The 25,656-nt window shown below is 33.4% G+C and carries 16 protein-coding genes, 1 tRNA gene and 1 pseudogene; 9 read left to right on the top strand and 9 right to left on the bottom strand.

What is annotated here, in order from left to right; translation table 11 throughout:
• Positions 1-39 precede the first annotated feature (39 nt).
• From QE431_RS15920 to QE431_RS15900, 4 genes and pseudogenes are all read left to right on the top strand, one after another.
• A complete protein-coding gene (locus QE431_RS15920; RefSeq protein ID WP_307297646.1) occupies positions 40-234 on the top strand; it encodes a hypothetical protein in 195 nt (64 codons plus the stop codon).
• A pseudogene (locus QE431_RS15915) lies at positions 222-667 on the top strand (hypothetical protein). The gene QE431_RS15920 and the pseudogene QE431_RS15915 overlap by 13 nt, the downstream one beginning before the upstream one ends.
• A 1,216-nt stretch (positions 668-1,883) precedes the next feature.
• Positions 1,884-2,387 carry a hypothetical protein gene (locus QE431_RS15905; RefSeq protein ID WP_057116675.1) on the top strand — a complete coding sequence of 168 codons (504 nt, stop codon included), beginning with the start codon at positions 1,884-1,886 and terminating at the stop codon, positions 2,385-2,387.
• A 130-nt stretch (positions 2,388-2,517) separates the two neighbouring features.
• Complete coding sequence (locus QE431_RS15900) at positions 2,518-3,066, top strand: 3'-5' exonuclease (RefSeq protein WP_307297639.1); 549 nt, start codon at positions 2,518-2,520, stop codon at positions 3,064-3,066.
• A gap of 55 nt (positions 3,067-3,121) precedes the next feature.
• On the opposite strand, the gene QE431_RS15895 is transcribed toward QE431_RS15900, so the two are convergent.
• The 3 genes from QE431_RS15895 to QE431_RS15885 form a co-directional block, all read right to left on the bottom strand.
• Positions 3,122-4,900, bottom strand: a complete 1,779-nt coding sequence (locus tag QE431_RS15895) for a long-chain fatty acid--CoA ligase (RefSeq protein WP_057116673.1) — start codon at positions 4,898-4,900, stop codon at positions 3,122-3,124.
• Positions 4,901-5,078: 178 nt separating this feature from the next.
• Positions 5,079-5,513, bottom strand: coding sequence for a hypothetical protein (locus QE431_RS15890; RefSeq protein ID WP_057116672.1), 435 nt, complete (start codon positions 5,511-5,513; stop codon positions 5,079-5,081).
• Between the two features lie 134 nt (positions 5,514-5,647).
• Positions 5,648-8,059, bottom strand: coding sequence for a TonB-dependent receptor domain-containing protein (locus QE431_RS15885; RefSeq protein WP_307297635.1), 2,412 nt, complete (start codon positions 8,057-8,059; stop codon positions 5,648-5,650).
• A 244-nt stretch (positions 8,060-8,303) separates the two neighbouring features.
• Between QE431_RS15885 and QE431_RS15880 the strand changes: the two genes are divergently transcribed.
• On the top strand, positions 8,304-8,585 hold the full coding sequence (locus QE431_RS15880) for a hypothetical protein (protein WP_128414959.1): 282 nt from the start codon (positions 8,304-8,306) through the stop codon (positions 8,583-8,585).
• A 231-nt stretch (positions 8,586-8,816) separates the two neighbouring features.
• Here the strand turns inward: QE431_RS15880 and purL are convergent, their stop codons facing one another.
• The 3 genes from purL to QE431_RS15865 form a co-directional block, all read right to left on the bottom strand.
• The gene (purL, locus tag QE431_RS15875) at positions 8,817-12,470 is read right to left on the bottom strand and encodes a phosphoribosylformylglycinamidine synthase (protein WP_307297633.1); all 3,654 of its coding nucleotides are present in this window, start codon (positions 12,468-12,470) and stop codon (positions 8,817-8,819) included.
• A 394-nt stretch (positions 12,471-12,864) separates the two neighbouring features.
• Positions 12,865-14,709 carry an endonuclease gene (locus tag QE431_RS15870; RefSeq protein ID WP_307297631.1) on the bottom strand — a complete coding sequence of 615 codons (1,845 nt, stop codon included), beginning with the start codon at positions 14,707-14,709 and terminating at the stop codon, positions 12,865-12,867.
• Positions 14,710-14,959: 250 nt separating this feature from the next.
• Positions 14,960-16,468 (bottom strand): hypothetical protein, encoded by a 1,509-nt coding sequence (locus QE431_RS15865; protein WP_057117010.1) that lies wholly within the window; start codon positions 16,466-16,468, stop codon positions 14,960-14,962.
• A gap of 293 nt (positions 16,469-16,761) precedes the next feature.
• Between QE431_RS15865 and QE431_RS15860 the strand changes: the two genes are divergently transcribed.
• The 4 genes from QE431_RS15860 (at position 16,762) to QE431_RS15845 (ending at position 19,199) form a co-directional block, all read left to right on the top strand.
• Positions 16,762-17,193, top strand: coding sequence for a PaaI family thioesterase (locus QE431_RS15860; RefSeq protein ID WP_057117009.1), 432 nt, complete (start codon positions 16,762-16,764; stop codon positions 17,191-17,193).
• A gap of 3 nt (positions 17,194-17,196) precedes the next feature.
• Positions 17,197-18,261 carry a chorismate-binding protein gene (locus QE431_RS15855; RefSeq protein WP_057116666.1) on the top strand — a complete coding sequence of 355 codons (1,065 nt, stop codon included), beginning with the start codon at positions 17,197-17,199 and terminating at the stop codon, positions 18,259-18,261.
• Positions 18,262-18,342: 81 nt separating this feature from the next.
• On the top strand, positions 18,343-19,059 hold the full coding sequence (gene bshB1 / locus QE431_RS15850) for a bacillithiol biosynthesis deacetylase BshB1 (RefSeq protein ID WP_057116665.1): 717 nt from the start codon (positions 18,343-18,345) through the stop codon (positions 19,057-19,059).
• A 66-nt stretch (positions 19,060-19,125) separates the two neighbouring features.
• Positions 19,126-19,199: transfer RNA gene (locus QE431_RS15845), tRNA-His, on the top strand.
• A gap of 501 nt (positions 19,200-19,700) precedes the next feature.
• Here the strand turns inward: QE431_RS15845 and QE431_RS15840 are convergent.
• The 3 genes from QE431_RS15840 to QE431_RS15830 form a co-directional block, all read right to left on the bottom strand.
• Positions 19,701-20,549 (bottom strand): neutral zinc metallopeptidase, encoded by an 849-nt coding sequence (locus QE431_RS15840; RefSeq protein WP_307297628.1) that lies wholly within the window; start codon positions 20,547-20,549, stop codon positions 19,701-19,703.
• 135 nt (positions 20,550-20,684) lie between these two features.
• The gene (locus tag QE431_RS15835) at positions 20,685-24,737 is read right to left on the bottom strand and encodes a PAS domain S-box protein (protein WP_307297626.1); all 4,053 of its coding nucleotides are present in this window, start codon (positions 24,735-24,737) and stop codon (positions 20,685-20,687) included.
• Positions 24,738-24,824: 87 nt separating this feature from the next.
• Positions 24,825-25,619 (bottom strand): hypothetical protein, encoded by a 795-nt coding sequence (locus tag QE431_RS15830; RefSeq protein WP_307297625.1) that lies wholly within the window; start codon positions 25,617-25,619, stop codon positions 24,825-24,827.
• Between the last annotated feature and the right edge of the window lie 37 nt (positions 25,620-25,656).

Raw genomic sequence — 25,656 nt, 5'->3', positions numbered from 1 at the left:
ATGTATTGATAAAAAGTTTATCTTTGAACTTTAAACTTCATGAAAAATGAATTACAAAATATCATTTCAGGAAAGAGCCAAGTTAGGCATGGAAATTCTATCCAAACAGTCTCCCGTTACCTTAGAGAAAGCGAGAGCGCAAGCAGAGCGCTTAAGTCAAGCAAGCAAATCAAAAGTGAAGAAACAGCGTTAATAAAAAAATTCTGTGATCGAAATAGTTTTTGGATTACATAAACATTCATGCCTTTATATCTTCAGGTGCAGAGCAAAAAGTTTATCTTCAGAACAAGCATAAAGTAATCAAGCTTAATGATATTATATATTATGAATCTTGGGAAGATTATTTCAATAATTTGTTGCTGAACAATTATTTCTTTCCAGATACTGCATATCAATTAATTGGATTTTATGAACAGGCAGAAGTACTTTATGCTGTAGTGGAACAAAAATTTGTTCAATCTGATAGTGCAACAGAATTAGAGAATGTGAAACATTTTTTAACTCAAACGGTTTTATTAATACTAGAAATAATGACTATTTTAATGATGAATTAGGCATTATTCTTGAAGATTTACATGATGAAAATGTTCTGACTTTTGATAATAATTTATTTTTCATTGATACAGTTTTCTATCTTACGGATTTTACAAACTTTGATTTGTTATAAAAAATATATTTTTGGTATATTTTGTTAAATTAATCTAAATTATACTACATTTGTATCTGTAATTAAAAACAGAAAAATACATATGATACTTTCAATTAAATCAAGTTTTGAACTTTTAGCAGGAGATTTTCCCGCTGAGATGGCAGGACGCTATATGTATTTTTATGAAATTGAAATGTAATTTTAGAGTTTAACTCATCATAAAATATAAAAAGCGTCCTAATTCGGGACGCTTTTTTTGTTTAAAAGCATTTCTCCCGAAGTCTCGGGAAGCTCAGTGTGATAAAAGAGAACAACAAAATGATAGAAAAACAAACCAGAACTAAAAAAATCTAAAAAAATATTTAACCAATATGTTTAATGATTAATCAAAATAGAGAGATATAGTCTTGGAAAGTAATCTGATGAGTAACAGTCATTTGATATAAAATAGAGATCTGCACCAGTTTGCGGACAGGAATTTCTTTGTCTTAATTTTGCGTGTAACTAATTGATAGTCAGAAAAATAATCTTAAAAAATATTTGGAAATATGATTTTTTCCATCATATCTTTGCCAGACAAAATCGAAACAATGAGTTTCAGAAAAACAACAACAACAATTAAAAAATAAATAAAATGAGTTTTAATTTATACATACAAAACCCAGGATTAGTAGCCGCGCCTTCGGAGCGTGAATGCTTTTACATGTTGGTGCATCAATATAGGCAATAAGATAGTTATATCGTATTTGTTATGAAGCACCTTTAATTGGGTGCTTTTTTTTTTGTTGAGGTGCAAAGGTTGGTACAGAGGTACAAAGGTTTGAAAACTTAGCAACTCAGTCCCGAGGCTTCGGGATAGAAAATTAAAGAAGTACGCAAAATAAATGCGCAGGGCGATTGTAATATTTGTTCATAAAGAAATCGTCGCGACGTAAAAAATTTAGTTTAATAATAAAAATTTAAGGATGAATCAAAAAAGTGGACTTAGGTCGGATCATAGTGATCAAACAGAAACAGTGGAGTTTAGCGAGTCGTCATATGCCTCAAGTAAAAAAATGGATTTGAAACTGATTAACCTATGGAATGAAAGGGTGAATTTTAGGGAGATTATATATATCATTTAGAGATATTTCTCTGGTAGAGCAAGGGTGCTTTTAACTTTTGTGATATTGGATTTCCCAGAAAAACCTTCGATTTCCTGAGATTCCCAAGAATTGCAAAAAAAAAAAATACCATGCAAAACAATACATTAGAAAAATACAAAAAAGCAATTAGAAAAAAATACGAGACCGAAAAAGAAGGTAAATACTTTGATTATTTGTACAAACCTTCTCGTGGACAACTTCGTGATTTGTGCTGGCTGATTTTCGAAAATAACCCAACAAAAGATGACTTGAATGTTTTCAGTAATCTATTGGGCTTAGATTTCGATCATAGTAAAAAGAATAAGTTTAAGGAGAAGAAAGATAAGTTTAGACCAATCGAGACTTTCTTTAAAGGTGAAACAGATCCGTCAAACATTGATGCTATAAATATGGCGGCAATTTTGGTTGATTTCGAGCCGCGTCCTTTCAAAAAGTTTTACGAAAATTCTAAAACTGAGGAAATAAAACCAGTTAAACGAATGGAGAAAGCTAAAGAAGTTTTGAAAAAGAAAAGTGCTGCAAAAAAAGAAAAGCATGAGAAAAAGTCTAAGAAAAGAAGTTTCTTTCTAGATTTTAAAAGCATGTTCTTCTAAGTTTCTAGCCACTCCCGATAGCTATCGGGATAAAGGATTAAAAACATTATACAAAATCTGCTAAATCTGCGTGAAATTAATCTTAGCGTTCTTAGCGGTTAAAAAAAACAATTATTAAAAAATTAAAAAAATGAAAACAACAGATAAAATTATTATTATTATCGATTTAGAAGCCACATGCTGGCAGAGTGCAGTCCCACAAGGACAGGAAAATGAAATTATCGAAATCGGGTTAGCGGTTTTAGATACGCAAACGGGAGAAATTACGAAGAATCAAGGGATTTTGATTAGGCCCCAGCGTTCAAGTGTGAGTCTGTTTTGTACAGAATTAACCACTATAACTCAGGATTTGCTGGATAGTAATGGAGTTCTTTTTGAAGAAGCCGTGAATCAGTTAATCGACCAATACAGCCCCGATTTATATACTTGGGCAAGTTACGGTCAGTACGACTTAAATATGCTTAAAAAGCAGTGTAAATCGTTTGGAGTGACGTATCCGATGGCTGATGAACATATTAATGTGAAAACCCATTTTGCCGAAAAGTTTGGATTAGTAAAACCAACCGGAATGAATGGTGCACTTGAATTACTGAATATTCCGCTGGAAGGAACCCATCACCGCGGTATTGATGATGCCAAAAACATCGCGAAGATTTTGCGTTGGTGTCTTCAAAATTAAAAACGGCTGTCAAAATTATCGACAGCCGTTTTCTTTTTGGTTATATTATTCTGATTTAATTCTGACCATAAATTTTAGCATACAGATCTTTATAAATCTCTTTGATGATTTTACGTTTTAATTTTAGCGTAGGTGTCAATTGTCCGCCGTCGATAGACCAAACATCTGGCGTAAGTTCAAAACGTTTGATTTGTTCCCAGTGTCCGAATTTTTTATTGATTTCTTCCACTTCACTATCAATACGTTTAATTACTTCTGGATTTTCGCTGATTTCTTTATCTGTGCTTCCTAATGTAATTTTATGAATTTTAGCCCATTCTTTTACAAATTCAAAGTTTGGCTGAATAAAAGCAGCAGGCATTTTTTCGCCTTCACCAACAACCATAATCTGCTCAATAAAACGAGATTGTTTCATAGCATTTTCGATCATTTGCGGCGCAATGTATTTACCTCCAGAAGTTTTGAACATTTCTTTCTTACGATCGGTAATTTTTAAGAAACCTTCGCTGTCAATTTCACCGATATCTCCTGTGTGGAAATAACCGTCTTGTAAAGCTTCAGCCGTTTTTTCAGGATCTTTGAAATAGCCTAACATTACGTTTGGTCCTTTACAAAGAATTTCTCCGTCTTCGGCAATTTTAACTTCTATATTGCGGATTGGTTTTCCAACCGTTCCAATTTTAAAACCTTTGTTTCTTTGATCGTTTACAGCAATTACGGGAGAAGTTTCAGATAAACCGTAACCTTCCATAACTGGAATTTCTGCAGCAGCAAAAACTCTTGTTAAACGAGGCTGTAAAGCCGCACTTCCAGAAACCATTAAATCCAGGTTTCCGCCCAAACCTTCTTTCCATTTACTGAAAATAAGTTTGCGGGCAATTTTTAATTGGAATTCATACCAAAATCCATTTGCTCCGTATGGTTCATATTTTAAACCTAAATCAATAGCCCAGAAAAATAGTTTTTTCTTAATGCCGGTTAATTCAGCACCTTTAGCATAAATTTTATCGTAAACTTTTTCTAAAAGTCTTGGAACAGCTGTAATAACTGTTGGACGAACTTCTTTTAAGTTATCACTAATTTTATCAATAGATTCGCCAAAATATACCGAAACACCATAATATTGATAGATGTACAAAATCATTCTTTCAAAAATATGGCAGATTGGTAAGAAGCTTAAAGCAGTACTTTTTCCAGCATCAAAAGGAATTCTTGGTGCACTGTCTAAAACATTTGAAACAATATTTTTGTGCGAAAGCATAACACCTTTTGGTTTTCCTGTCGTTCCAGAAGTATAAATAATAGTCGCTAAATCGTCTGTTTTAATGCTGTCTTTTATAGCTTCAACTTCGTTTTGGTTGCTTTCGTCTTCTCCTGCTAATAATAGATCAGACCAATGTTTGCAGCCTGGAATTTCATTAAAAGAATAAACCTCTTTTAAAGTAGGTACATTCGCTCTAATAGCCTGTACTTTTTGATATACTTCATCATCAGAAACAAAGCAGTAAATACTGCCGCTGTGGTTTAAAATATATTCGTAATCTTCCTCAGCAATAGTTGGATAAATAGGAACATTCTGCGCACCAGTCTGCAAGATACCAATATCCATGATATTCCATTCGGTTCTGTTATTTGAAGTAATTAAGGCAATTTTATCATCTTTCTTAACGCCCATGCGCAATAATGCTCTTGAAACAGCATTTGCTTTTGCAATATATTCCTGGCTAGATGTTTTTTCCCAGACTCCATTTTTTTTGGTTGCAAGAGCAACTGGGAGGTTGTAAGTTTCTTGTTGATAATAGGGAAAATCAAAAAGGCGTGTGATTGAAACCATGTTTAATATATTGAATTTTACTGCAAATTAAATAAAATTTAGGTATAATTTTTTATTTTATGAAATTTTATGGGAAAATTTATAGAGACTATCAAAATTCAACGAAAACGTTTTCTTTTTTGTAGTAAACTTTCATAAAAACCAAGAAAAATTTAATAGCAGGACTATTTTTTACAGACTATTGAACATTGTAATCTTCATATTCTTTTACTCGCTCTCCCATTAAGAACATTTTTTTCTTGGCAAAATGAATCGAGAATTGCGAGTAATACCATTCTTCACTATCATTTGGTCTGTACCAGAAGGTGTAAGAGGCGCTATTGAAGCCTTCTTTAAAAACAGGAACTCCTTCTTCTGTGCACTCAATTCCCCAATTGATCTTTTGTTTGCTCAAATCATCAGCCTGAATAAAACCAGTTCCGTCTGGATTTAAAACCGTAATAGGCTGTTTTTGTCCAATTGGCGCATAAGTTCCAGAAACAGGATAATTGATTGTAGTAGTAATAAAACGATCTTTAGAATTGTGCGTAATTTGATCTACGTGAACTTGTGAATGTGATGTTGTGGCAGCAAAAAATAAGCTGAAAATAAAAAGTAATTTTAAAAATTTCATTCTATGTAGGTTTAATGTTTTTGGGCTTAAAAAATCTAGCGGCTGATTTTTTTCTGAGCGAATATAATCCATTTTTTTAATAGAATGGAAGCTTAAAAATACAAGAATGAAATTATTTATTTTTGGTCAGTTTTTTACTCTGTAGGAAACTGATTTTCGAGTAATTTTTCTTTAAAATCAGATTTAAAAGTGTAAGCAAAAGTCAGCATCAAAGCACGAGTATCAGATTTAGAAATTCTATTGTTTCTAAACAATAAAGTGCTGTTTTTATAACCGCTTTCTAAAGTGTTAAACATATCAGTAACTACCAAACCCAATCGGGCATTTCCTTTTCCTAATTTCTGCTGAAAACCCATATCTACATTGTAAATCGGAATTCGTTTTCCCTGCGGAGTTGCAACGGCAGAATTATAGTTGCCAATAACCTGAAGTTTTCCGCCTTTCCAAGGCGTAAAATTATTAATCATTTTTCCGTACCAGCTGAAAGCGCTGCTGACAATATCTTGAACTTGTGCTAAGTTATCGGCATTAATGTTTTGTTCAAAAGCAGTTACACTAATATTGGCATCGTAAAAAGAAATCGGTTTAAAACTGAAAATCGTTTCGAGTCCGTAAGTAACGGTGTTTCCAATGTTTTGAGGCTGTAATAAAACCACTCCGTTGTCTTGTAAAATGGCATATTGTCTAATCGTATTATTGGCATTTCTATAAAAAGCATTTCCAGAAAGAGAAGAATTATTCCACTCTTTGTTGTAATTCAATTCGACAATATGAATAATTTCTGGTTTCAAATACGGATTCCCTCCATGCGGATTCAATGCATCTGTAATATCTATAAACGGATTCAAATCATCTAAATCTGGACGATTAATACGTTTGCTGTAACCGAATTTTAAAGACTCATCCGATTTTAAATTTAATTGAATTGATCCCGAAGGAAAAAGTTTTAAATAATCATTATTAAAGCGGTCACTATTGTTTTGTGTTGCTCCATTGTTTGAAACATTTTCTGCGCGTAAACCTAAATTGTATTTCCATTTCGGATTCTCTTTGGCACCTGAATAAGAATTTAAAAGTCCATACACAGCATTTATTTGCTCATTAAAATCAAAAATATTGCTGGCTAGCGGATTAATTACGTATTCATTATTAATTTCATCTGCACTTTGAAAATCAGAATTAAAGAATCTAAAAGTTCCTTTATACCCAGTTTCAATAATAGTTTTTTCTGAAATAGGGAATGCGTAATTTAAAATGGCATTTGAGATATTTTCTTTTTCGTAATTATGAGTTCTCTGCCAAAAAGTGTCGCCAATTTGTATCTGATTTTCATCATAATTATCAGTATCAATATCGGTGTTTTCTCTATCAAAATTAAACGAAGTCGTAATGTTGGCGTTTAAACTTTTTCTATCATCAGAAAATTTTCGATCATAATTAAAAGCAAATTCTGCGACTTTTGAACGCTCTAATTCTAGCGAATGACGTTTGTTACTAGAGTAAAATTCATTTGAACTCTTAAAAATAGCTGTTCTTAATGTTTCATCATTATCTTGATTTTCAATGTTTCCGAGTGCTTCAAACGAAAAAGTATTTCTTTCATTTGGAGAAAAATCTACATTAAACTTTAAATTTTGCAAACCTTCAGTTCGCTGGTCGCTTCTATTTTGATTGATAAAATGTTCATCATCAATAAAATAATTCGTTCTTTCACCTTTTATTCTTTTAGTTCTTCCAGCAAAACGATTGTCATAGGCAAGACCCACATTCCATTTATCCGTTTTATGATTTAAAAGAACCGAACTATTAATTCTGCCTTTTGCACCAAAACCGCTTCCTAGAACCGCTGCACCGTTTATTCCGTTTGAATTATTTTTCTTGAGTTTTATGTTAATAATGCCGCTCTCTGCACTGGCATCGTATTTTGCAGTTGGACTTGTAATAATTTCAATACTTTCGATACTGCTTGCTGGAATCTGATTCATATTGGTAATAGCAGAATTTTTTCCGTTAATTAAAATCAAAGGTGTTTTTCCTCTTAACGAAATAGCATCATCTGCATCAACAGCCACAGTCGGAATGTTTTTTAGCATATCAATTGCAGTTCCACCAGACTGGGAAATATTAGAAACAGCATTAAATACAAAACCTTCGGCCGTTTTCTCAATTTGCTTTTTTTCTGATTTTACAACAACTGTGTTCAATAAATTGGCATCTTCCTGTAAAACGATATTTCCGAGAGCAATAGAAGAACCTGAATATTTTATTTTCTGAATAGCTGTTTTAAAACCAATTAATCTAAATTTTAAAACATAATCGGCAGGATTTATATTTTCTATAATGAATTTTCCAGAAGCATCAGTAACGGCATAAGCTGCAGTTTTGGTTGTATCAGTAACTGGTTTTAAAACTACGTCTACAAATTCTATTGGAGCTTTTCCATCTGAAATAGTTCCATTTATAGCATTTGTTTTTTGGCTAAAAGAATATTGGCTTAAGGCAAATAGGATAATTACGGCTGCTAAATTTTGTTTCCATTTTTTCATACCACAAAGTTATTTATCAACTGAAATACCGAAGAAGAAAGCATCTTAAGATATTATTAAGTTAGTCTTAGTATAGACTAATGGTTCCTTAATGAAACTCCAAATTTTAAAAAAAAAGGTGTTTTTCCCCTTTTAAAAACAGGAAATTTCATTGACTTTTTAAAAATTTCTAATCCTACTTTTATCCCGTCAAAATGCGGAAGCCGAAAAGCAAACGAGTAGGCAACACATAAAAACTAATATTATGGAAACTGCTTTTTTCTTAGCGATGGGCTGGTGCGGAACTAAATATCCGGGCTGGTGGAGAAGATTTTTGAAAAAACCGCCAATTCCTGAACCAGAACCTTGGTGGATTATTTCGACAATTGGTTTAGGTTTAATTGCCGGACTGGCTGGCGGAACAATTTTTAGTGCTGTAATTCGCGAAAGTCAATTTTTCTCTGGACAAGCTGCAATTGCTTCTGGATTATTTGCCTTCGGAACAGCGAATATTGTTACTGGAATTGCATCAGCTTTTAAGGAATGAAATATGAAATGCTTCGGCTTATTTGGGGATAGTGCCGAGGTTTTTTTGCCGCGAATTGCACGAATTTCCACGAATTAGTTTCAATTTATTAGGATGAGCGATGAATAAAAATCCTTCTATCCTTAATCTGTTGCTATTTTTTAGACTAATAATTAATTAGTGGAAATTCGTGTAATTCGTGGCTATAAAAAAAAACGCCCGATAAATTCGGGCGCTTTTAAAATATATTTTTTAGTTTTTCTCAATCCATTTTCTGGCATTAACAAAAGCTTCATGCCAAGGCGAAACATCGTCATTTCTGTCTTTTGGATAATGCGCCCAGTTCCATTGGAAAGTCGAACGCTCAATATGAGGCATCATAACCAAATGTCTTCCAGTTTTGTCACACATCATTGCGGTGTTATAATCAGAACCGTTAGGGTTTGCAGGATAACCTTCGTAAGCGTATTTAGAAACAATGTTGTATTGATCTTCTGCATAAGGCAATTTGAATTTACCTTCTCCGTGAGAAACCCAAACTCCTAAAGTACTTCCAGCCAATGTCGATAACATAACCGAATTGTTTTCCTGAACTTTTACAGAAGTAAAGATACTTTCGTGTTTCTGGCTTTCGTTATGAAGCATTTTTCCGTGAACTTCATGCTCTGGATTAATCACTTCCAATTCCATAAACAACTGGCATCCGTTACAAATTCCGACAGATAAGGTATCTTCTCTTTTGAAGAAATTATCCAAAGCTGTTTTTGCTTTTTCGTTGTATAAGAAAGCTCCAGCCCAGCCTTTAGCAGAACCTAAAACATCTGAGTTAGAGAATCCTCCAACTGCACCAATAAACTGAATGTCTTCTAAAGTTTCACGACCAGAAATTAAATCAGTCATGTGAACGTCTTTTACATCAAAGCCGGCTAAGTACATAGCATTTGCCATTTCACGCTCAGAATTACTTCCTTTCTCGCGGATAATTGCTGCTTTTGGTCTTGGTTTAGAATTGTCGATTTCTGGTTTTTTTCCTGTAAAGTGAGCAGGGAAAGTATAATTTAAAACCTGATTTTTATAGTTTTCAAAACGTGCCTGAGCTCTTCCGTTTTTAGATTGTTTTTGATCTAATAAATAAGAAGTCTCGAACCAAACATCTCTGTAAGTTGGAATATCCAATTTGTAATCTGCAAATTCTAAAGTGGCAGTTTCTTGAACTGAACCAATTTTGAAGAATTCGATATTATTCGCGTTTAATTTAGCTTCAACAGCTGCATCAGATTTAGCTTGGAAAACAATTCCGATGTTTTCTGCGAAAAGGATTTTCAATAAGTCTTTTTCCGCGAATGCGCTAAAATCAATTTTAGCTCCCAGATTTACATCAGCAAAACATAATTCTAATAAAGTAGTAATTAAACCACCGCTTCCGATATCATGACCCGCTAAGATTTGGCTTTCGCCGATTAATTCCTGGATTGTGTTAAAAGCATTTTTGAAGAAAGAAGCGTCTTTAATAGTAGAAGTTTCGTTTCCGATTGTGTTTCTGATTTGTGCAAAAGAGGAACCTCCTAATTTGAAATCATCCTGAGACAAATTGATATAATAAATAGAATCTCCATTTTTCTGTAAAACTGGCTCCACTACTTTTCTAATATCTGTACAATTTCCTCCAGCAGAAATAATAACCGTTCCCGGTGCGATTACTTCGTCGTTTGGATATTTTTGTTTCATCGAAAGTGAATCTTTTCCTGTCGGAATATTGATTCCCAATTCGATTGCAAAATCTGAACAACCTTCAACAGCAGCGTATAAACGAGCGTCTTCACCTTCGTTTTTACAAGCCCACATCCAGTTTGCAGAAAGTGAAATTCCTTTTAAACCATCTTTAATTGGCGCCCAGATAATGTTTGATAACGATTCTGCAATAGCATTTCTAGAACCCGCAACCGGATCAATCAAAGCTGCAATAGGAGCGTGCCCAATAGAAGTTGCAATTCCTTCTTTACCTAAATAATCCAAAGCCATAACGCCGACATTATTCAAAGGCAATTGTAACGGACCTGCATTTTGCTGTTTTGCCACTTTTCCACCCACACAACGGTCCACTTTATTGGTTAACCAGTCTTTTGAGGCAACAGCTTCTAAACGTAAAACGTCTTTTAAATAACTTTCGAAATCCCCTACATTGTAAGCAACATCAGCATATTTTCTATCAACAGTTTTATCTGTCATAACCGTTTTTGGAGAACTTCCGAAGAAATCTTCTAAAGCATAATCCATCGGTTTTGAACCATTTGATTGTGATTGGAAAGTAAAACGGTGATCTCCCGTTACATCTCCAACCTGATACATTGGTGAACGCTCTCTGTCGGCAATTCTTTGCAACGTATCAATATCTTTTTGACCAATAACCAATCCCATTCTTTCCTGAGATTCGTTACCGATAATTTCTTTTGCAGAAAGAGTTGGATCTCCAACTGGCAATTTATCTAAATCGATCAAACCTCCAGTTTCTTCCACTAATTCAGAAAGGCAGTTTAAGTGTCCACCTGCACCGTGATCGTGAATCGAAACAATTGGGTTATTGTCGCTTTCTACCAAACCACGAATAGCATTAGCAGCACGTTTTTGCATTTCAGGGTTTGAACGCTGAATTGCATTCAACTCGATTCCTGAACCGAAAGCACCAGTATCTGCAGATGAAACCGCAGCACCACCCATTCCGATTCTATAATTTTCTCCACCCAGAATTACGATTTTATCACCTTCTTGTGGTTTTTGCTTAATTGACTGATTTAGTTTTCCATAACCAATTCCTCCCGCCTGCATGATTACTTTATCGTAACCAATTTTACGGTCGTTTTCTGAATGTTCGAAAGTTAAAACAGAACCTGTAATAAGCGGCTGCCCAAATTTATTTCCGAAATCCGAAGCTCCGTTTGAAGCTTTGATTAAGATATCCATTGGCGTTTGGTACAACCATTTTCTTTCTTCAAGAGCATTTTCCCATTTTCTGTCATTGTTCAAACGAGAATATGAAGTCATGTAAACAGCAGTTCCTGCTAAAGGCAGCGAACCTTGTCCACCCGCTAAACGGTCACGAATTTCTCCTCCAGAACCTGTTGCAGCTCCGTTGAAAGGCTCAACTGTTGTTGGGAAATTGTGTGTTTCTGCTTTTAATGAGATAACAGAATCAAATTCTTTTATTTCGTAAAAATCAGGTTTGTCAGCAGATTTTGGTGCAAACTGCTGCACTTTTGGTCCTTTTACAAAAGCAACGTTGTCTTTGTAAGCAGACACGATATCGTTAGGATTTTCCTGAGATGTTTTTTTGATTAATTTGAAAAGAGAAGTCTCTTTTTCTTCACCATCAATTACAAAAGTTCCGTTGAAAATTTTGTGACGGCAGTGTTCTGAATTGGCTTGAGAGAAAGCAAAAATCTCAGAATCGGTTAATTTTCTTCCAAGTTTTGCAGCAAGATTATTTAAGTAATCTACTTCTTCTTCGCTTAAAGCTAAACCTTCAACTTTGTTGTAAGCTGCAATATCATCAATTTCCAGAATTGGTTCCGGCTGAATGTTGATAGTAAAAATCTCTTGATCTAATTCATTGAATTTTTGAAAAAGCATCGGATCAAAATCAGTAAAATCTTCCGTTGCTGGATGAAATTCTTCAATTCTGATAATGCCCGGAACACCCATATTTTGAGTGATTTCTACAGCATTTGTGCTCCAAGGTGTGATCATAGTGGCGCGTGGACCAACAAAAAAACCCGTCAATGCGGATTTTTCGATCTTATTCGAGTCGGCAAATAGCCAGTTTAATTTTGAAATGTCTTGAGCTGAAATTTCGTTTTGCGTTTGTACGGCAAAAACAGTTTTGCTTTGGTTTTCAAAGAAATGGATCATTGTGATGTGTAGTTTGTTGTATTGAGCTGCAAATTTAGTTTAAATAAATAGTAAGCGCAAATTTGATAACAAAGTCTTTAGAAAAAATATAAAACTGCTTTTTTCTGGCAGATTTCGTTTAACCACAATGGATGCAAAGTCATAAACTTTTTTTGAATCAAAGTCTTTTGCAAAGGTTTTTATTTCAAGAAGATTATGAAAATGACGGCAATTTTTGAGCTGCGAAAAATCCAAAATTACCAAACCTTTTGTTTTTCGTAGATTTTGCAAATTTTGCGGATTTTTTTCAGTTTATAAAGTGAAAAAGTTCTGCGAAGTATATTATTTCACGCAGATTTTAGTGATTAAACAGGTTTAATTTTGTAAAATCTGCGTGAAAATATAGTTTTCTGACTTAGTTAATAATTATCTTTTCAATAATAGTTTTAGAGTCTTTGACAATTTTAACTAGATAAATTCCTTTTGGAAGATTCCCTGCGGTAATTACAGCATCTGTACTATTTTGTTTTTCAAACACTTTTTGTCCAGTAAAAGAAATAATCTCTATCGAATAAGGAGATTCAAAATTGTTTAAACCAACATTGAAATTTCCATCTGAAGGATTTGGAAAAATAACAATATCCTCTGATGTTTCAGCAATTTCCTCTTCAATTGGCAGCGCTTGTTTGCTTGCTAAGTTGCCGCACGTGTCGGTTGTATAAGAATCCCATTGTGAGCTTAAGTTGAAAGTTGTACTTGGAGAAGTCACAGTAGATTTTCTTCTTAAAGTAACATCAATAGCAAAATTAGCTGTTCCGCCATTAAAAGTTCCAATGATATCAATTAGTACTCCGTTTTTGAATAAACCTACAGCGTCATTTCCGTTAAAAGTCAATTCGGTTGCCGTTGTCGAAATATTGGCTGAACTTGTAGAAAAACAGCTTGAAGAAATAGAGCTGTTTACAATTACAAATTTACTTCCAGTTGTTAATGTTCCCGTTAAAGCCAAACCTGTGCTCCAAGAACCAGCACCATTGGTTTGTTTTTTGATTGTATAAGCAGACAGGTTGACCGAACTTCCTGTATTATTTGCAATTTCCAGAGCTTTGTTGTTTCCAGAACCTTCAATGTATTCAGAGAAAAGTAAGTCGGTTGCTGTTCCAGTTCCGTTGCTGTTGGTTGTAACTGAAATTGTATTGCTTGAAGCAGAAGTGTTTCCAGCTGCATCTTTTGCTTTTACATAAATAGAATAAGTGGTAGAAGCTGTTAATCCAGTAATTGTTGCTGTTAACCCAGTAACAGTTGTTTTTAAAGCACTGTTGGCGTAAACATCGTAACCTGTAACTCCAACATTATCTGAAGAGGTATTCCAAGCAAGTGTAATTGAAGTTGCAGTTTTTGATGTTGAAGCCAAACTCGCAGGTGCAGTTGGCGCTTGAGTATCTGTAGAAGATGTTCCGCCCCAAATTTGATTTACATATTCTGGATGGTCTATGTATGGATTTCTATTGCCTTGACGTGTATAAATAGCATTATTTCTAGCAATTTCTCTTGCACTAACAGGATCTTGAGCATGCCAGGCTAATAAAGTATTTAGAAAAGCTGTTGTAAAAACTTTATTGCTTGAACCATCAAACATAGCATATGAATAACCTGCAACTGTATTTTCATAACGGGTTGCAAAATAAAAATACATTCTCGCAATATCACCTTTAAAAGCATTGATAGGTTCAAATACAGTCCCTGAATATCCAGATACTGAACTTGATCCTAATTTACTTCCGTTTTGAGAAGTGTATGTAGCAGAACTTACAGTTCCGTGCGGGTAATTAGAACGCATTCCGTTTACTTTTCCATCTGTTGGAGTAATAAAATGTGCATCGGCAACCATTGGAGACTGCTCATTAAAAACAGATTGCGGAATAATATGTTCTCTGTTGTAACAATCGCCTTCTACCGAGTAATTTCCGCATCTTTGAGTGCTTCCTGTACTGTAATTATAAGGATCTGTTCCTGATGGATTTTCAGAATACATGTCTAAAACGGTTCCGTCATTTTCATAAAAATTATCAACGTCAGATGTTTGGTAGGTTGTGTATAAACCTGCATAACCATTATCAGTATGTCCTTTGATAATGTTGTACAATTGAGTTTTTAAGGTATAACCTGTGTCAGTTGCCGTGTTGTAGTAGCCGGATGGAATTTGAGCAAAACCAACAGCGGTAAACATCAATAAGAATAAAAAGTAGTTTTTTTTCATAAATTAATAGTTAAGATTTGGGTTAATAAATTCATTTTAAAAATCTGATTTTTAGAAGTTTAAAAATGTATTGTAACAAATCTACTACTTTTATGAATGCGATACGTTAAGCGATCTTTAATTTTAGATACATTTTCTTACGATTTGTTTTTTAATCATATAAGTTATGTAAGTTCATTTAAAAGTATTTGTGATATACTTTAATAGAAAAAGCTTAAATTTCTTATATAACTTATATGGTTTAAAAATGTTACTTCGGAAAATCTTGACTCTGATAAGCACCTAAATCTGGTGGAGAAGTTCTCGTAATTCCTAAAATATCTAGCGGAATTATATATGCCGGATTCCCTTTCGCGAAAGCGGCAGAAGTTTTATCAATATTGAATTTATTCTGAGCAGCATTATAAAACTTCGGATTTTCATTTAGAATAATGTTGTTATAATGTTCTGTATCGGTTTTAAATTGATAATCAGGATTTGTGGTATTTCCGAATTTCAATAAACAATTATTGAGCTGATAGACAAAAGCAGCGCTTGTATTTTTACTCAAATTCAATTCGTTAAAATTAGAACCGTAAATAATGCAGTTGTTAAAAGTTGCATTTGTCAACGCATTTGCTTCAGGAGTTTTGCCAGTTAAACTATTGCTTAAAGTAACTGCGAAATGCGAAGGGTTTGACCAATTGTTATTAAAAGTACAATGTGTGAAATTATAATTGCCGCCGTAAACGCAAGATAAACTTGCTATACCAGCATAATTGATTACGATGTTTTCGCCAATAATATGAGTGTTTTCAGCTAAAATTCCGTATTCAACACAATTGTAAATCTGCGTATTTTTAATTTCAACCGTATTAGATGGATTTTTAAAGTCTAATCCAGTAACTGCATTTTTTAAAGTCAAATGATTGATCGAATGATTAGAACTTCCGTTAGAAAATATAACCGATTTCCACTGTCCAGGAATATCAGAATATAAAGATTCTAAGCGATCTCCTTCAAAAATAACTTCATTTTCTAATTGATCCGTTTTTGAGGCTGTTCCGTTAATCTGTAATGAAGCATTGTTACCAACATATAAACCAGAATTAGCATGAAAATGGATTCTTGCGCCAGCTTCAAAAGTTACGGTCTTGTTCTCTGGAACTCCTGCATATCCGTAAATTACGTAGGGTTTTTGTTTGGTAAAAATCAATTCGTTTCCGTTTACAGCATCATTTTCACTCAGATAAAATCCATCAACATCTTTGCCATCAATTTGTATTTTTTCTTTTGTTCCATCAGGATTTTGGTTTGGATATAAGAAAACAGCATCTTGGATCAAAGTAACTAAAGCTACTTCCTGAAGATTAGCCCCGCTGTCGAACTGGATTTCATCAGTATATAAAAAATCAGTCGGGTTGGTGTCTGTAATATCGGCCGTTGTTTCTATAAAAATATACAAACTGTCTTTCGCTAAAAGCGTAACATCTTTAAAAATCTTGCCGTTAGTGCCGGTCATTCCGTCAACGGTCATGCGGTATTTAGAGCTTAAACCTTTTTTGAATTGAACAATTGGAATCGAAATGTCGTTTTTACTTCGGTTGTAAACTTTCAGCTGGTAAGTACTCGAACCAATATTTTTAAAAACAGTATCTAAATAAACAGTGTCTTTTGAAAACTTTAAATCTCCAGTGCTGGCAACAGTATCAAAATCAGTTCGACAGGAACTGAAAGCTAGAATTAAACCCAGAATTAAGATTGTAAAGTATTGACGCATTTCTATGTTTTTTTTTGCCAGATTAAAGAATTTTTTTTCGCCACGAATTTCTCGAATTTTCACAAATTTAATTCGCGGAAATTCGTGCAATTAGTGGCTATATTTTTAAAATCCTTTAAATCTGTGAAATCTGTGGCAAAAAAAACATTGCATTTCAGCCTCAGATGTATATTGATAGTTTTTGTAAAAATAGCAAAAAACTGACAAGTTCATAAATGATTTTCAATTTAGAATCCGATTTTTCGATTTGTGTCTTATCTTTCTTTAATTTTACGTTTTTAAAGTTTATTTTAATGAATCATACAAAAGAGCAGATTTTAGCGCGATGCAATGAGTTTTCTAAAAACACATTGATGGAAACGCTGAAAATTGAATATATCGACGCCGGAGAAGATTTTTTAACTGCAAAAATGCCTGTAAATCCAAGTGTTCACCAGCCAATGGGATTGCTGCACGGCGGAGCATCTGTAGCTTTAGCAGAAAGTGTAGGAAGTGCGGCTTCTTTCTTTTTTATTAATCCGAAAGAGCAGGAGGTAAGAGGTATCGAAATTTCGGCAAATCACCTAAAAAGTATTCGTGAAGGTTATGTTTTTGGTACAGCCAGAATTATTCACAAAGGAAGAACGGTTCATTTGTGGGAAATTAAAATTACAGATGAAGCTGGAAATTTGATTTCGCTTTGCAAATTGACGAATATGGTTTTGGATAGAAAGAAAAGTGAATAAATTATGAATCCATTTTTCTTAAAAATTAAAAATCATAAAGAGCAAAATTTACCATTTGTACTTTATTCTAAACCCAATACTACTGATCTTATTGGGATTTTACAGCAAAATAATACTTTGCACACCGTTTCGGATTACAGCGAAAAAGGATTTGTTTTTGCTTCTTTTGATGAAAAGCAATTGATTTTAATTCCAGAAAACGAATCGGAAATTATTACTTCCGAAAAAGAAGTTACAGCATTTGAGCCCATTAAAATTGACGATTTAAATTTTGATCCTGAAGCGAAGTTTCAATATGAATATTTGGTTGCCCAGGGAATCAATGCCATTAAAAACGGAGAATTTAAAAAAGTAGTTTTATCAAGAAGCGAAGAAGTTCCGTTAACGGAATTTGATTTTGTTGAAACCTTTCAGCATTTGGTTCAATTGTATCCAGCGACTTTTTGTTATTGCTTTTTTCATCCAAAAATTGGACTTTGGATGGGAGCAACACCTGAAAAGCTTTTAAAAGCAAATGGGAATGTTTTTGAAACCATGGCTCTGGCTGGAACGCAGAAAGATAATTTGGAAACTGAAATTGTCTGGCAGCAGAAAGAAAAAGACGAACAGCAGTATGTAACCGATTTTATTGTAAAAAGACTTCGCGAATTTGCGGCTTCGGTTGTAGTTTCTGAACCTTACAGTCTTAAAGCAGGATCGATCTGGCATATAAAAACCGATATTTCAGGAGTTTTAAATGATAACTCCACTTTAGAGGAGGTTATTGATACATTGCATCCAACGCCTGCCGTTTGTGGTCTGCCAAAGAAAAAAGCAAAAGCGTTTATTATTGAAAATGAAAACTATGATAGAACTTTCTACACAGGTTTTTTAGGAGAATTAAACAGCAGTTTTGCTGGAAATAATGCAAGTTCTGATTTATTTGTAAATTTACGAAGCATGCAGATTCAGGAAAACAAAGCCATTTTGTATATGGGATGCGGTATTACCAAAGAAAGTATTCCAGAAAAAGAATGGGAGGAAAGCGTCAACAAATCGATGACGATGAAGAGAGTATTGAAAAAATAGTTTCAGGTTTCAAGTTTCAAGTTTCACGTTCTGTACGTAACCTGAAACCTGAAACTTGAAACAAAACAAACAAAAAAACAAATGAAATTAGACATATTAGCCTTTGGTGCGCATCCAGATGATGTAGAATTGGGATGTGCGGGAACAATTTTAAAAGAAGTATCACTTGGAAAAAAAGTGGGTATTGTAGATTTAACACGCGGCGAATTAGGAACCCGTGGAACTGCAGAAATTAGAGATCAGGAAGCAAAAGATGCCGCAAAGATTTTAGGTGTCGCTGTGCGTGAAAATTTAGCAATGCGTGATGGTTTTTTTGTGAATGATGAAAAACACCAATTAGAAGTCATTAAAATGATTCGTAAGTATAAACCCGAAATTGTATTGTGTAATGCAATCGATGACCGCCATATTGATCACGGAAAAGGAAGTAAGTTGGTTTCTGATTCTTGCTTTTTATCAGGTTTGATGAAAATTGAAACGTCAATTGATGGCGAGAAACAAGAAGCTTGGAGACCTAAAGTGGTATATCACTACATTCAGTGGAAAAATATCACTCCTGACTTCGTAGTAGACATTACAGGTTTTGAGAATAAAAAAGTAGAAGCGATCTCGGCATATAAAACACAATTTTACGATCCGAATTCGAAAGAACCCGCTACGCCAATTACCAGTAAAAACTTCTTTGAAAGTTTAAATTACCGCGCTCAGGACTTAGGAAGATTAGTTGGAAAAGATTTTGCCGAAGGTTTTACTGTTGAAAGATGTTTGGCAGTCAATAGCTTAGAAAATTTGTTGTAAATTTTTCATTTTTTTCTTTGTAGAAGTAAACCTTTGTTATATATTTGCACTCGCTAAGCAAAAATGGTGGTTGTAGCTCAGCTGGTTAGAGTAGCGGTTTGTGGTGCCGCGGGTCGCCGGTTCGAACCCGGTCAGCCACCCAGATTCAAAGCCTTGAAGAAATTCAAGGCTTTTTTTGTTTTCTGCCTAAAACAAAAAAAGTAAAATTCCAATTTTTTGAAATTTCAGTTTTTTGAAATTCCAAAATTCAAAATTCAAAATCCCAAATTCCAAATTCCAAATTCCAAATTTCAAACGCCAAAATTCCGAAACCAATTTTATATTCCATAGGAATATTTCATCGGTAGAAAAAAAAATGGTGTTGTTTTTCATTGTGTCCTGTAAGGACACTTGATTTATCGAAAAATAATACATCTTCTTCCCAGCAAACGCTCCTATGGAGCGTATAACCGACTATCTAAATTTGATTCTACCAATGAGACATTCCTATGGAATGTATGTGATCGATTAAAACACACTATTGTTTTTCTTCTTGTTAATTCTAGCGACGAGACATTCCTATGGAATTTATTGTGTTCGATAAAAAAAAAGCACAACTTTTAGGTTGTGCTTTCTGGTGGTTAATATATTTGGTTTATGTATTATCGAATTTCTTCAAATGTAGTTCCTTGTTTAATATCACCGGTTTTAAAACCTTTTTTAAACCAATACATTCTTTGTTCAGATGTTCCATGTGTGAAAGAATCTGGAACAATTTGGCCCTGCATTTTACTTTGAATTGCATCGTCACCAACTGCATTAGCAGCACTTAATGCTTCGTCAATATCGCCCGTATCTAAATTTTCCTGATTATAATGTGCCCAAACCCCAGCGTAAAAATCTGCTTGCAATTCTAACGCAACAGATAATTTATTGGCTTGTGCTTCGCTTTTTCCTTCCTGTTCCTGACGCATTTTTGCAGATGTTCCTAATAAGGTTTGGATATGATGACCTATTTCGTGTGCAATTACATAAGCAATGGCGAAATCTCCGCCTTTAGCACCAAATTTGGTTTTTAATTCTTCAAAAAAAGCTAAATCCATATAGACTTTACGGTCGCCAGGACAATAAAACGGACCAGAAGCAGATGATGCACCGCCGCATGCTGTTTGTACAGAGCCTCTAAAAAGTACTAATTTTGGTTTTTCATATGTCATTCCGTTTTCGGCAAAAATTTTGCTCCAGATGTCTTCGTTATCAGCTAAAACAACTTTTACAAAATTCCCCATTTCTTCATCTTCTTTGCTTAAGGGAACTGCAGTTTCAGTTTGTGATTGCCCGCCTTGCATTTGTTCTAGGATTGGTGCTATCTGCTGGCCGGTTTCTCCTCCAAATACATTAAGTAGTAAAACTATGATACCAATAACACCACCTCCAGCGATTACTTTTCCGCCAGATAAACCTCTTCTGTCTTCTACATTATCACTTTGTCTTCTACCGAGCCATTTCATATTGAATTCTTTTTAAACTTATTATCAAATTGATTGTACGAATTTATATATTTTTTATGATAAATTTCACATTCGAAAGATTAATGTTTAAAAAATGTACAGAAATAATATACTTATTTTTTGATACATTTAAAATTAGGTAAGCCATTTGATTAATGTCTCTTCGACACTTCCTTTCATGATTGGTTTTGAAATGTAATCATCCATTCCAGCAGAAAGACATTTGTTTCTTTCGTCTTTTTCTGCACCAGCTGTAACCGCAATTATCGGAATATCACGGCCTTTTTTGGTGTTTCTAATGGCTCTTGCAGTTTCATAGCCGTTCATAATTGGCATCTGAATATCCATAAAAACGATTGTTGGATTTATTTTTTCAAATTGCTGTATCGCTTCATATCCATTTTCGCATTCATGGATGTAAGCATTGTTGTAGAGATTTTTAATAATTGTTTTAAGTAGAAGCATGTTTACTTTGTTGTCTTCAACAATTAGAAATGTAATTTCATTATCGTTCCGTTCGATTTCTTCAGGATCCAATTCGATATTGAGACTTTTCAGTTCAGCATTGTATCGGTCACTAATACTTTGATTGCTTGTTTTTAGGTTTAAATCAAAGTAAAAATTGCTTCCTTCGTTAATTTTACTTTCAAGCTGTAAACGGCTTTCCATTAATGCAAGTAATTGGTTTGAAATGGTTAAACCTAATCCCGTTCCTCCAAATTTTCTCGTTGTAGAACTATCCTCCTGCGAAAAAGCTTTGAAAATTTTCTTCTGATTCTTTTCAAGAATACCAATTCCGGTATCGATTACCGAAAAGCGAATCACACAATTATTGTTTTTCTTTTTTTCTAAAACTGACACATTTAATTTTATTGAACCTTCAGTCGTGAATTTTACTGCATTTGACAGAAGATTGATCAAAATCTGCTTTATTCTCACAATATCTGTCCAGATGTATTTGGGAACATCAGGATCGATATTTAATTCGAGTTCCAAATTTTTCTGATTGGATTCGTAAACAATTAAATCGAAAACTTGGCCCAGAACTTTTTTGATATCATAAAGGTCAATAAAGAGTTCTAATTTTCCAGCTTCAATTTTAGAGAAATCCAAAATGTCATTTATAATTTCAAGTAGCGAATGTGCCGATTGATTGATAGTTGTCATGTATTTTTCCTGAATTTCTTCAAGATCAGTTTTCATTAGTAAATGTGTAAAACCTATAATTCCGTTAAGAGGAGTTCTAATTTCGTGCGACATATTGGCCAGAAAATCCGACTTCGATTTATTGGCTGCTTCGGCTAATTGCTTGGCTTTTATAGCGTCTTCGATTTCTTTTTTATTGGTGATATCAAAATAAATACCGCCGACAAACTCAATTTCGTCATCTCTTTTAATTACGTCTCCAAATTCTTCAATCCAAATATATTCTCCAGTTTTACGTTTAATGCGATATACATTATGCAGAGGCATTCCCTTTTGCAGATTGTCGATTTGGCTGTTTATCACTTCTTCTTTGTCATCATGATGAATTAAAGAAAGAAATGATAAATTGTTTTCTATAAATTCTGATTTAGAATATCCAGTTAAATTTAAAACTTCATCATTAAGAAATATTTTAGTTGAGAAAGCATCAAATTTGGACAAATAAACCGTGCCCGGAATATTGTTTGCTATTAATTTGAATTTTTCTTCGCTTTCAAGAATTTTAGTTTCATTTCGATTTCTCTCCAATGCAGAAGAAATGTTATTTGCTAAAACCTGAAAGATGTAAATTTCTTCATCAGACCATTTCTTTTCTTTCGTACAATCGTCAAAACCTATAAAACCAGTAAATATATCGTTAATATAAAGAGGCAATATTAAAATAGATTTGATTTCATTATTAATCAAAAGGGTTTTGAAAAATCCTTCGTCAAGTTTTCTGGTGAGTGTGTTTAGAATTTTTTTCTGTGCGGCTGCTTCGTAAATTTCCTTTAAATTTTCTTCGGTCATGTGACGCAAAGGTGTAATTTGATGCTCGATTCCTTCGCGGGACCATTTGTATTTTTGGCTGACGGTATTGTAAATTGGATCTTTTTCATAATAGTACATATGATCCACTTTGGCAGCTTTACCAATAATATCGTACGTTTCTTGAAACATTTGCTGTGTGGTTTTACTCAGCAGAAATTTCTCGGTGCATAAGGAAAGGGCAGATAAAAGATGGCTTTTGAATTCTAATCTTCTTTCTGCTTCCAAGCGCATTTGAGACGAAATAGCCAGCGAAATGACATCAGATATTGTTCTCGCATAATTGATGTCTTCGTTGTCCCATTCGCGTTTTTTTTCGGTGCTTTCAAAACAAACCACACCTGCCAATTGTCCCGTTAAAAAAATAGGCACATCAAGCATTGATTTGATGTTATTCTTTGTAAAATATAATTTTTGAAATTCAGATGTTTCTAATTTATTAAATACATCCGGCGCATTTATAATCGCTTTATTATTTAAAGTTTCAAAATAAATTGGATACGATTCTTTATTTAAAATGTTTTTGTCATTTAGATTTTGATTGTCAAGACTGAAAAGATTTTTACAAATAATTAAATCTTTATGATATTTCCAGAAGCTCACACGATTAGCATTGCTTATTGTTGCAGCCTCTTGCAGAATTAAATCAATTACAGTATTTAGTTTGTCGTATTTGCTGAAATCAGTCGTTGATAATTTTTTGGTCGAATTATTATAGGCTTCAATTTTTTTGAGACGTCTTTTTTTCTCGTTTTCTATATTCTTTTTCTCTGTAATATCTCTTGCAATTCCAGAGAATCCTGTTGTTAATCCGAAGTCATTTCTGCGAACAATAATTTTTTGTGAAATCCATATTTCTTCTCCATTTTTCGTTAAAATCGGGATTTCAATTATCGGATAATTGTTTTCATTAAGCACTAAATTTTCGTAAAAGTCAACCGCACTTTTAATATAATTTTCGTGAATGAAATTAGAATAATGTTTCGAGATAATTTCATTTTCAGGATATCCCAGAATAGAGAAACCAAATTCATTTAAAAAAGTAAAATGTCCTTCGGCATCAATTTCAAAAATAATATCAGTTGCTGTTTGAATTAGGTTTTTATATTGATCTTGAACAATAATCTGCTCTGTAACATCCTGCCCAATACTGATAATTAAATCGTCAGAGAATTTTTTATCTTTCCATTGAATATATTTAAACTCGCCATTTTCACTTTTTAGTTTTCTAATGTAAAGTTTGTCTTCATGATTTTTAACGGGATTTGATTTTTCTATGAATTCTGAATCTTGTGTCAACTCCCAAAACTTTAATCCCATTACATCTTCGGGTTCATAACCTAAAATAGCAGTTACGGTTTCGCTGCAAAATAAGATTTCGCCTTTTTGGTTATAGGCAATTGTTAGAGAATTTCCTTTATGAACAATTTCGCTGGCAAATCTAAAATTGTCACGATTGTTTAATAAAACAGCATATTTTACTTGATTAATAATGAAAATTAGAATACAGAAATTAAGCAGTAAAATAGAAGATTTTATTGGAATTAATTGAAATATAATCGTCGTAATTAAAAAAGTAAAAGTTAAACCAACAAAGAGCCAATAAATTTTGATCGGTTTAAGGATACTGTACGAAAAGAAAAAAGAGATGAGGAAAACGATAATAGGAACAACATCATTATCAAGAGTTACGATGTTGAATCCTACGTATGCGATGTAAATGAAAAAAGAGAAAATAAAGATCTGCTGAATTTGATCTCTCAGCCATTTAATTTTGTCTGTAATTGCGTATATGATAAGTACACCAACACCAACTGAAACATTTACTATAAGTAGACTTTTGGGTCTAATCTTAAAAATTTCGTTGATGATTTCAATTACAATTACTGCAATACCAAAAAATAGAATATAGAGCTGATATTCTTTACTAATCGTATCCTGTTCTTTCTTTTTTTCGATGAAATATCCAATTTTAGCTTTGATCCTAAAAAACTGGTATACTAACAGCGAAAGAAATGCGAAGAGTGATAATCCTAATAAAATGAGTTTAGGATTATTGTAAAAAATAATATCATAGTTTACTACGTACCATCCTGTCATAATTGATTTTAAGGTATTACCAATGCTGGCAATTCCTGAAATAACCGAATTAAAAAAACTATAGTCAGCCGCCATAGAATTTGGATGTATTGGTTTAGTAAACAGCCTTTTGAGAATTCTTAAAAGAAGTGGTTAAGTTCTTTACAAATAAGAATTTCTATTTTAATCTAAATTAGATTTTCCAATTGAATCAATTGAATCCTCTTCTTCTTGTATTCCAAAAATGGCAAAATAAGTAGCATAAATCATCGAGCTATTAAATACGACAGTAAAGATAATTCCCACGCAGCACGCGAAAATACCAATAAGCGAACCAATAAAACCTATGATGAAAAATGCAAATATGTTAAGCGGATTTTTAGTAACAAGAGTAATGCTTGATTTTATGGCATCTATTGCACTCAAATTTCCGAAAACAATTAACGGAATTGATAAATACATAAAGAAAGAGACCATAAAAGAAATAACATTTCCAACATACAAAACGTCGAAGCTGTCAATAAAATTCGAAAGAGCAGTTCCTACAAGAGCTGGAATAAACGCTGCTACAAAAATTTGTCCAAAATACGGACCTTTATAATAGCTGAAAATAGTAGAAACATTAAACTCGATATCTTTATCTGCACAATCTGCCATTTTTAGAAAACCTGCACCAAAAGGTGCCGTAATTCCTGCTAATGCAGACACGGTAACAGTTTGAATTACAAGTTCTAATGCCGTAAGTTTTTGGTTTTCTAGATTTTCAAAAAAATCTTTCGTCATACTTCCCACTCCAAAATAAGCAATTATTACTCCCATAAATACCATCGCAGCTATAATTGAAAAAACTAAGATAATAAGACCAGAATAAAGCGCAATTTTTTTATAGTTTTCGAAGGCGTGATTAAAAACTGTAGCAAAATCAAGGGAATAGCCATTTTTTTTAATGTCCTCAATTTGGGCAAGTGTAGATTTCATTTGGTGTAAAATTGTTTTATAGACTTGTAATATTTGA

The sequence above is a fragment of the Flavobacterium sp. SORGH_AS_0622 genome (assembly GCF_030818825.1).
GTDB lineage: Bacteria > Bacteroidota > Bacteroidia > Flavobacteriales > Flavobacteriaceae > Flavobacterium.
This window is presented reverse-complemented; position numbering and strand designations above follow the sequence as displayed.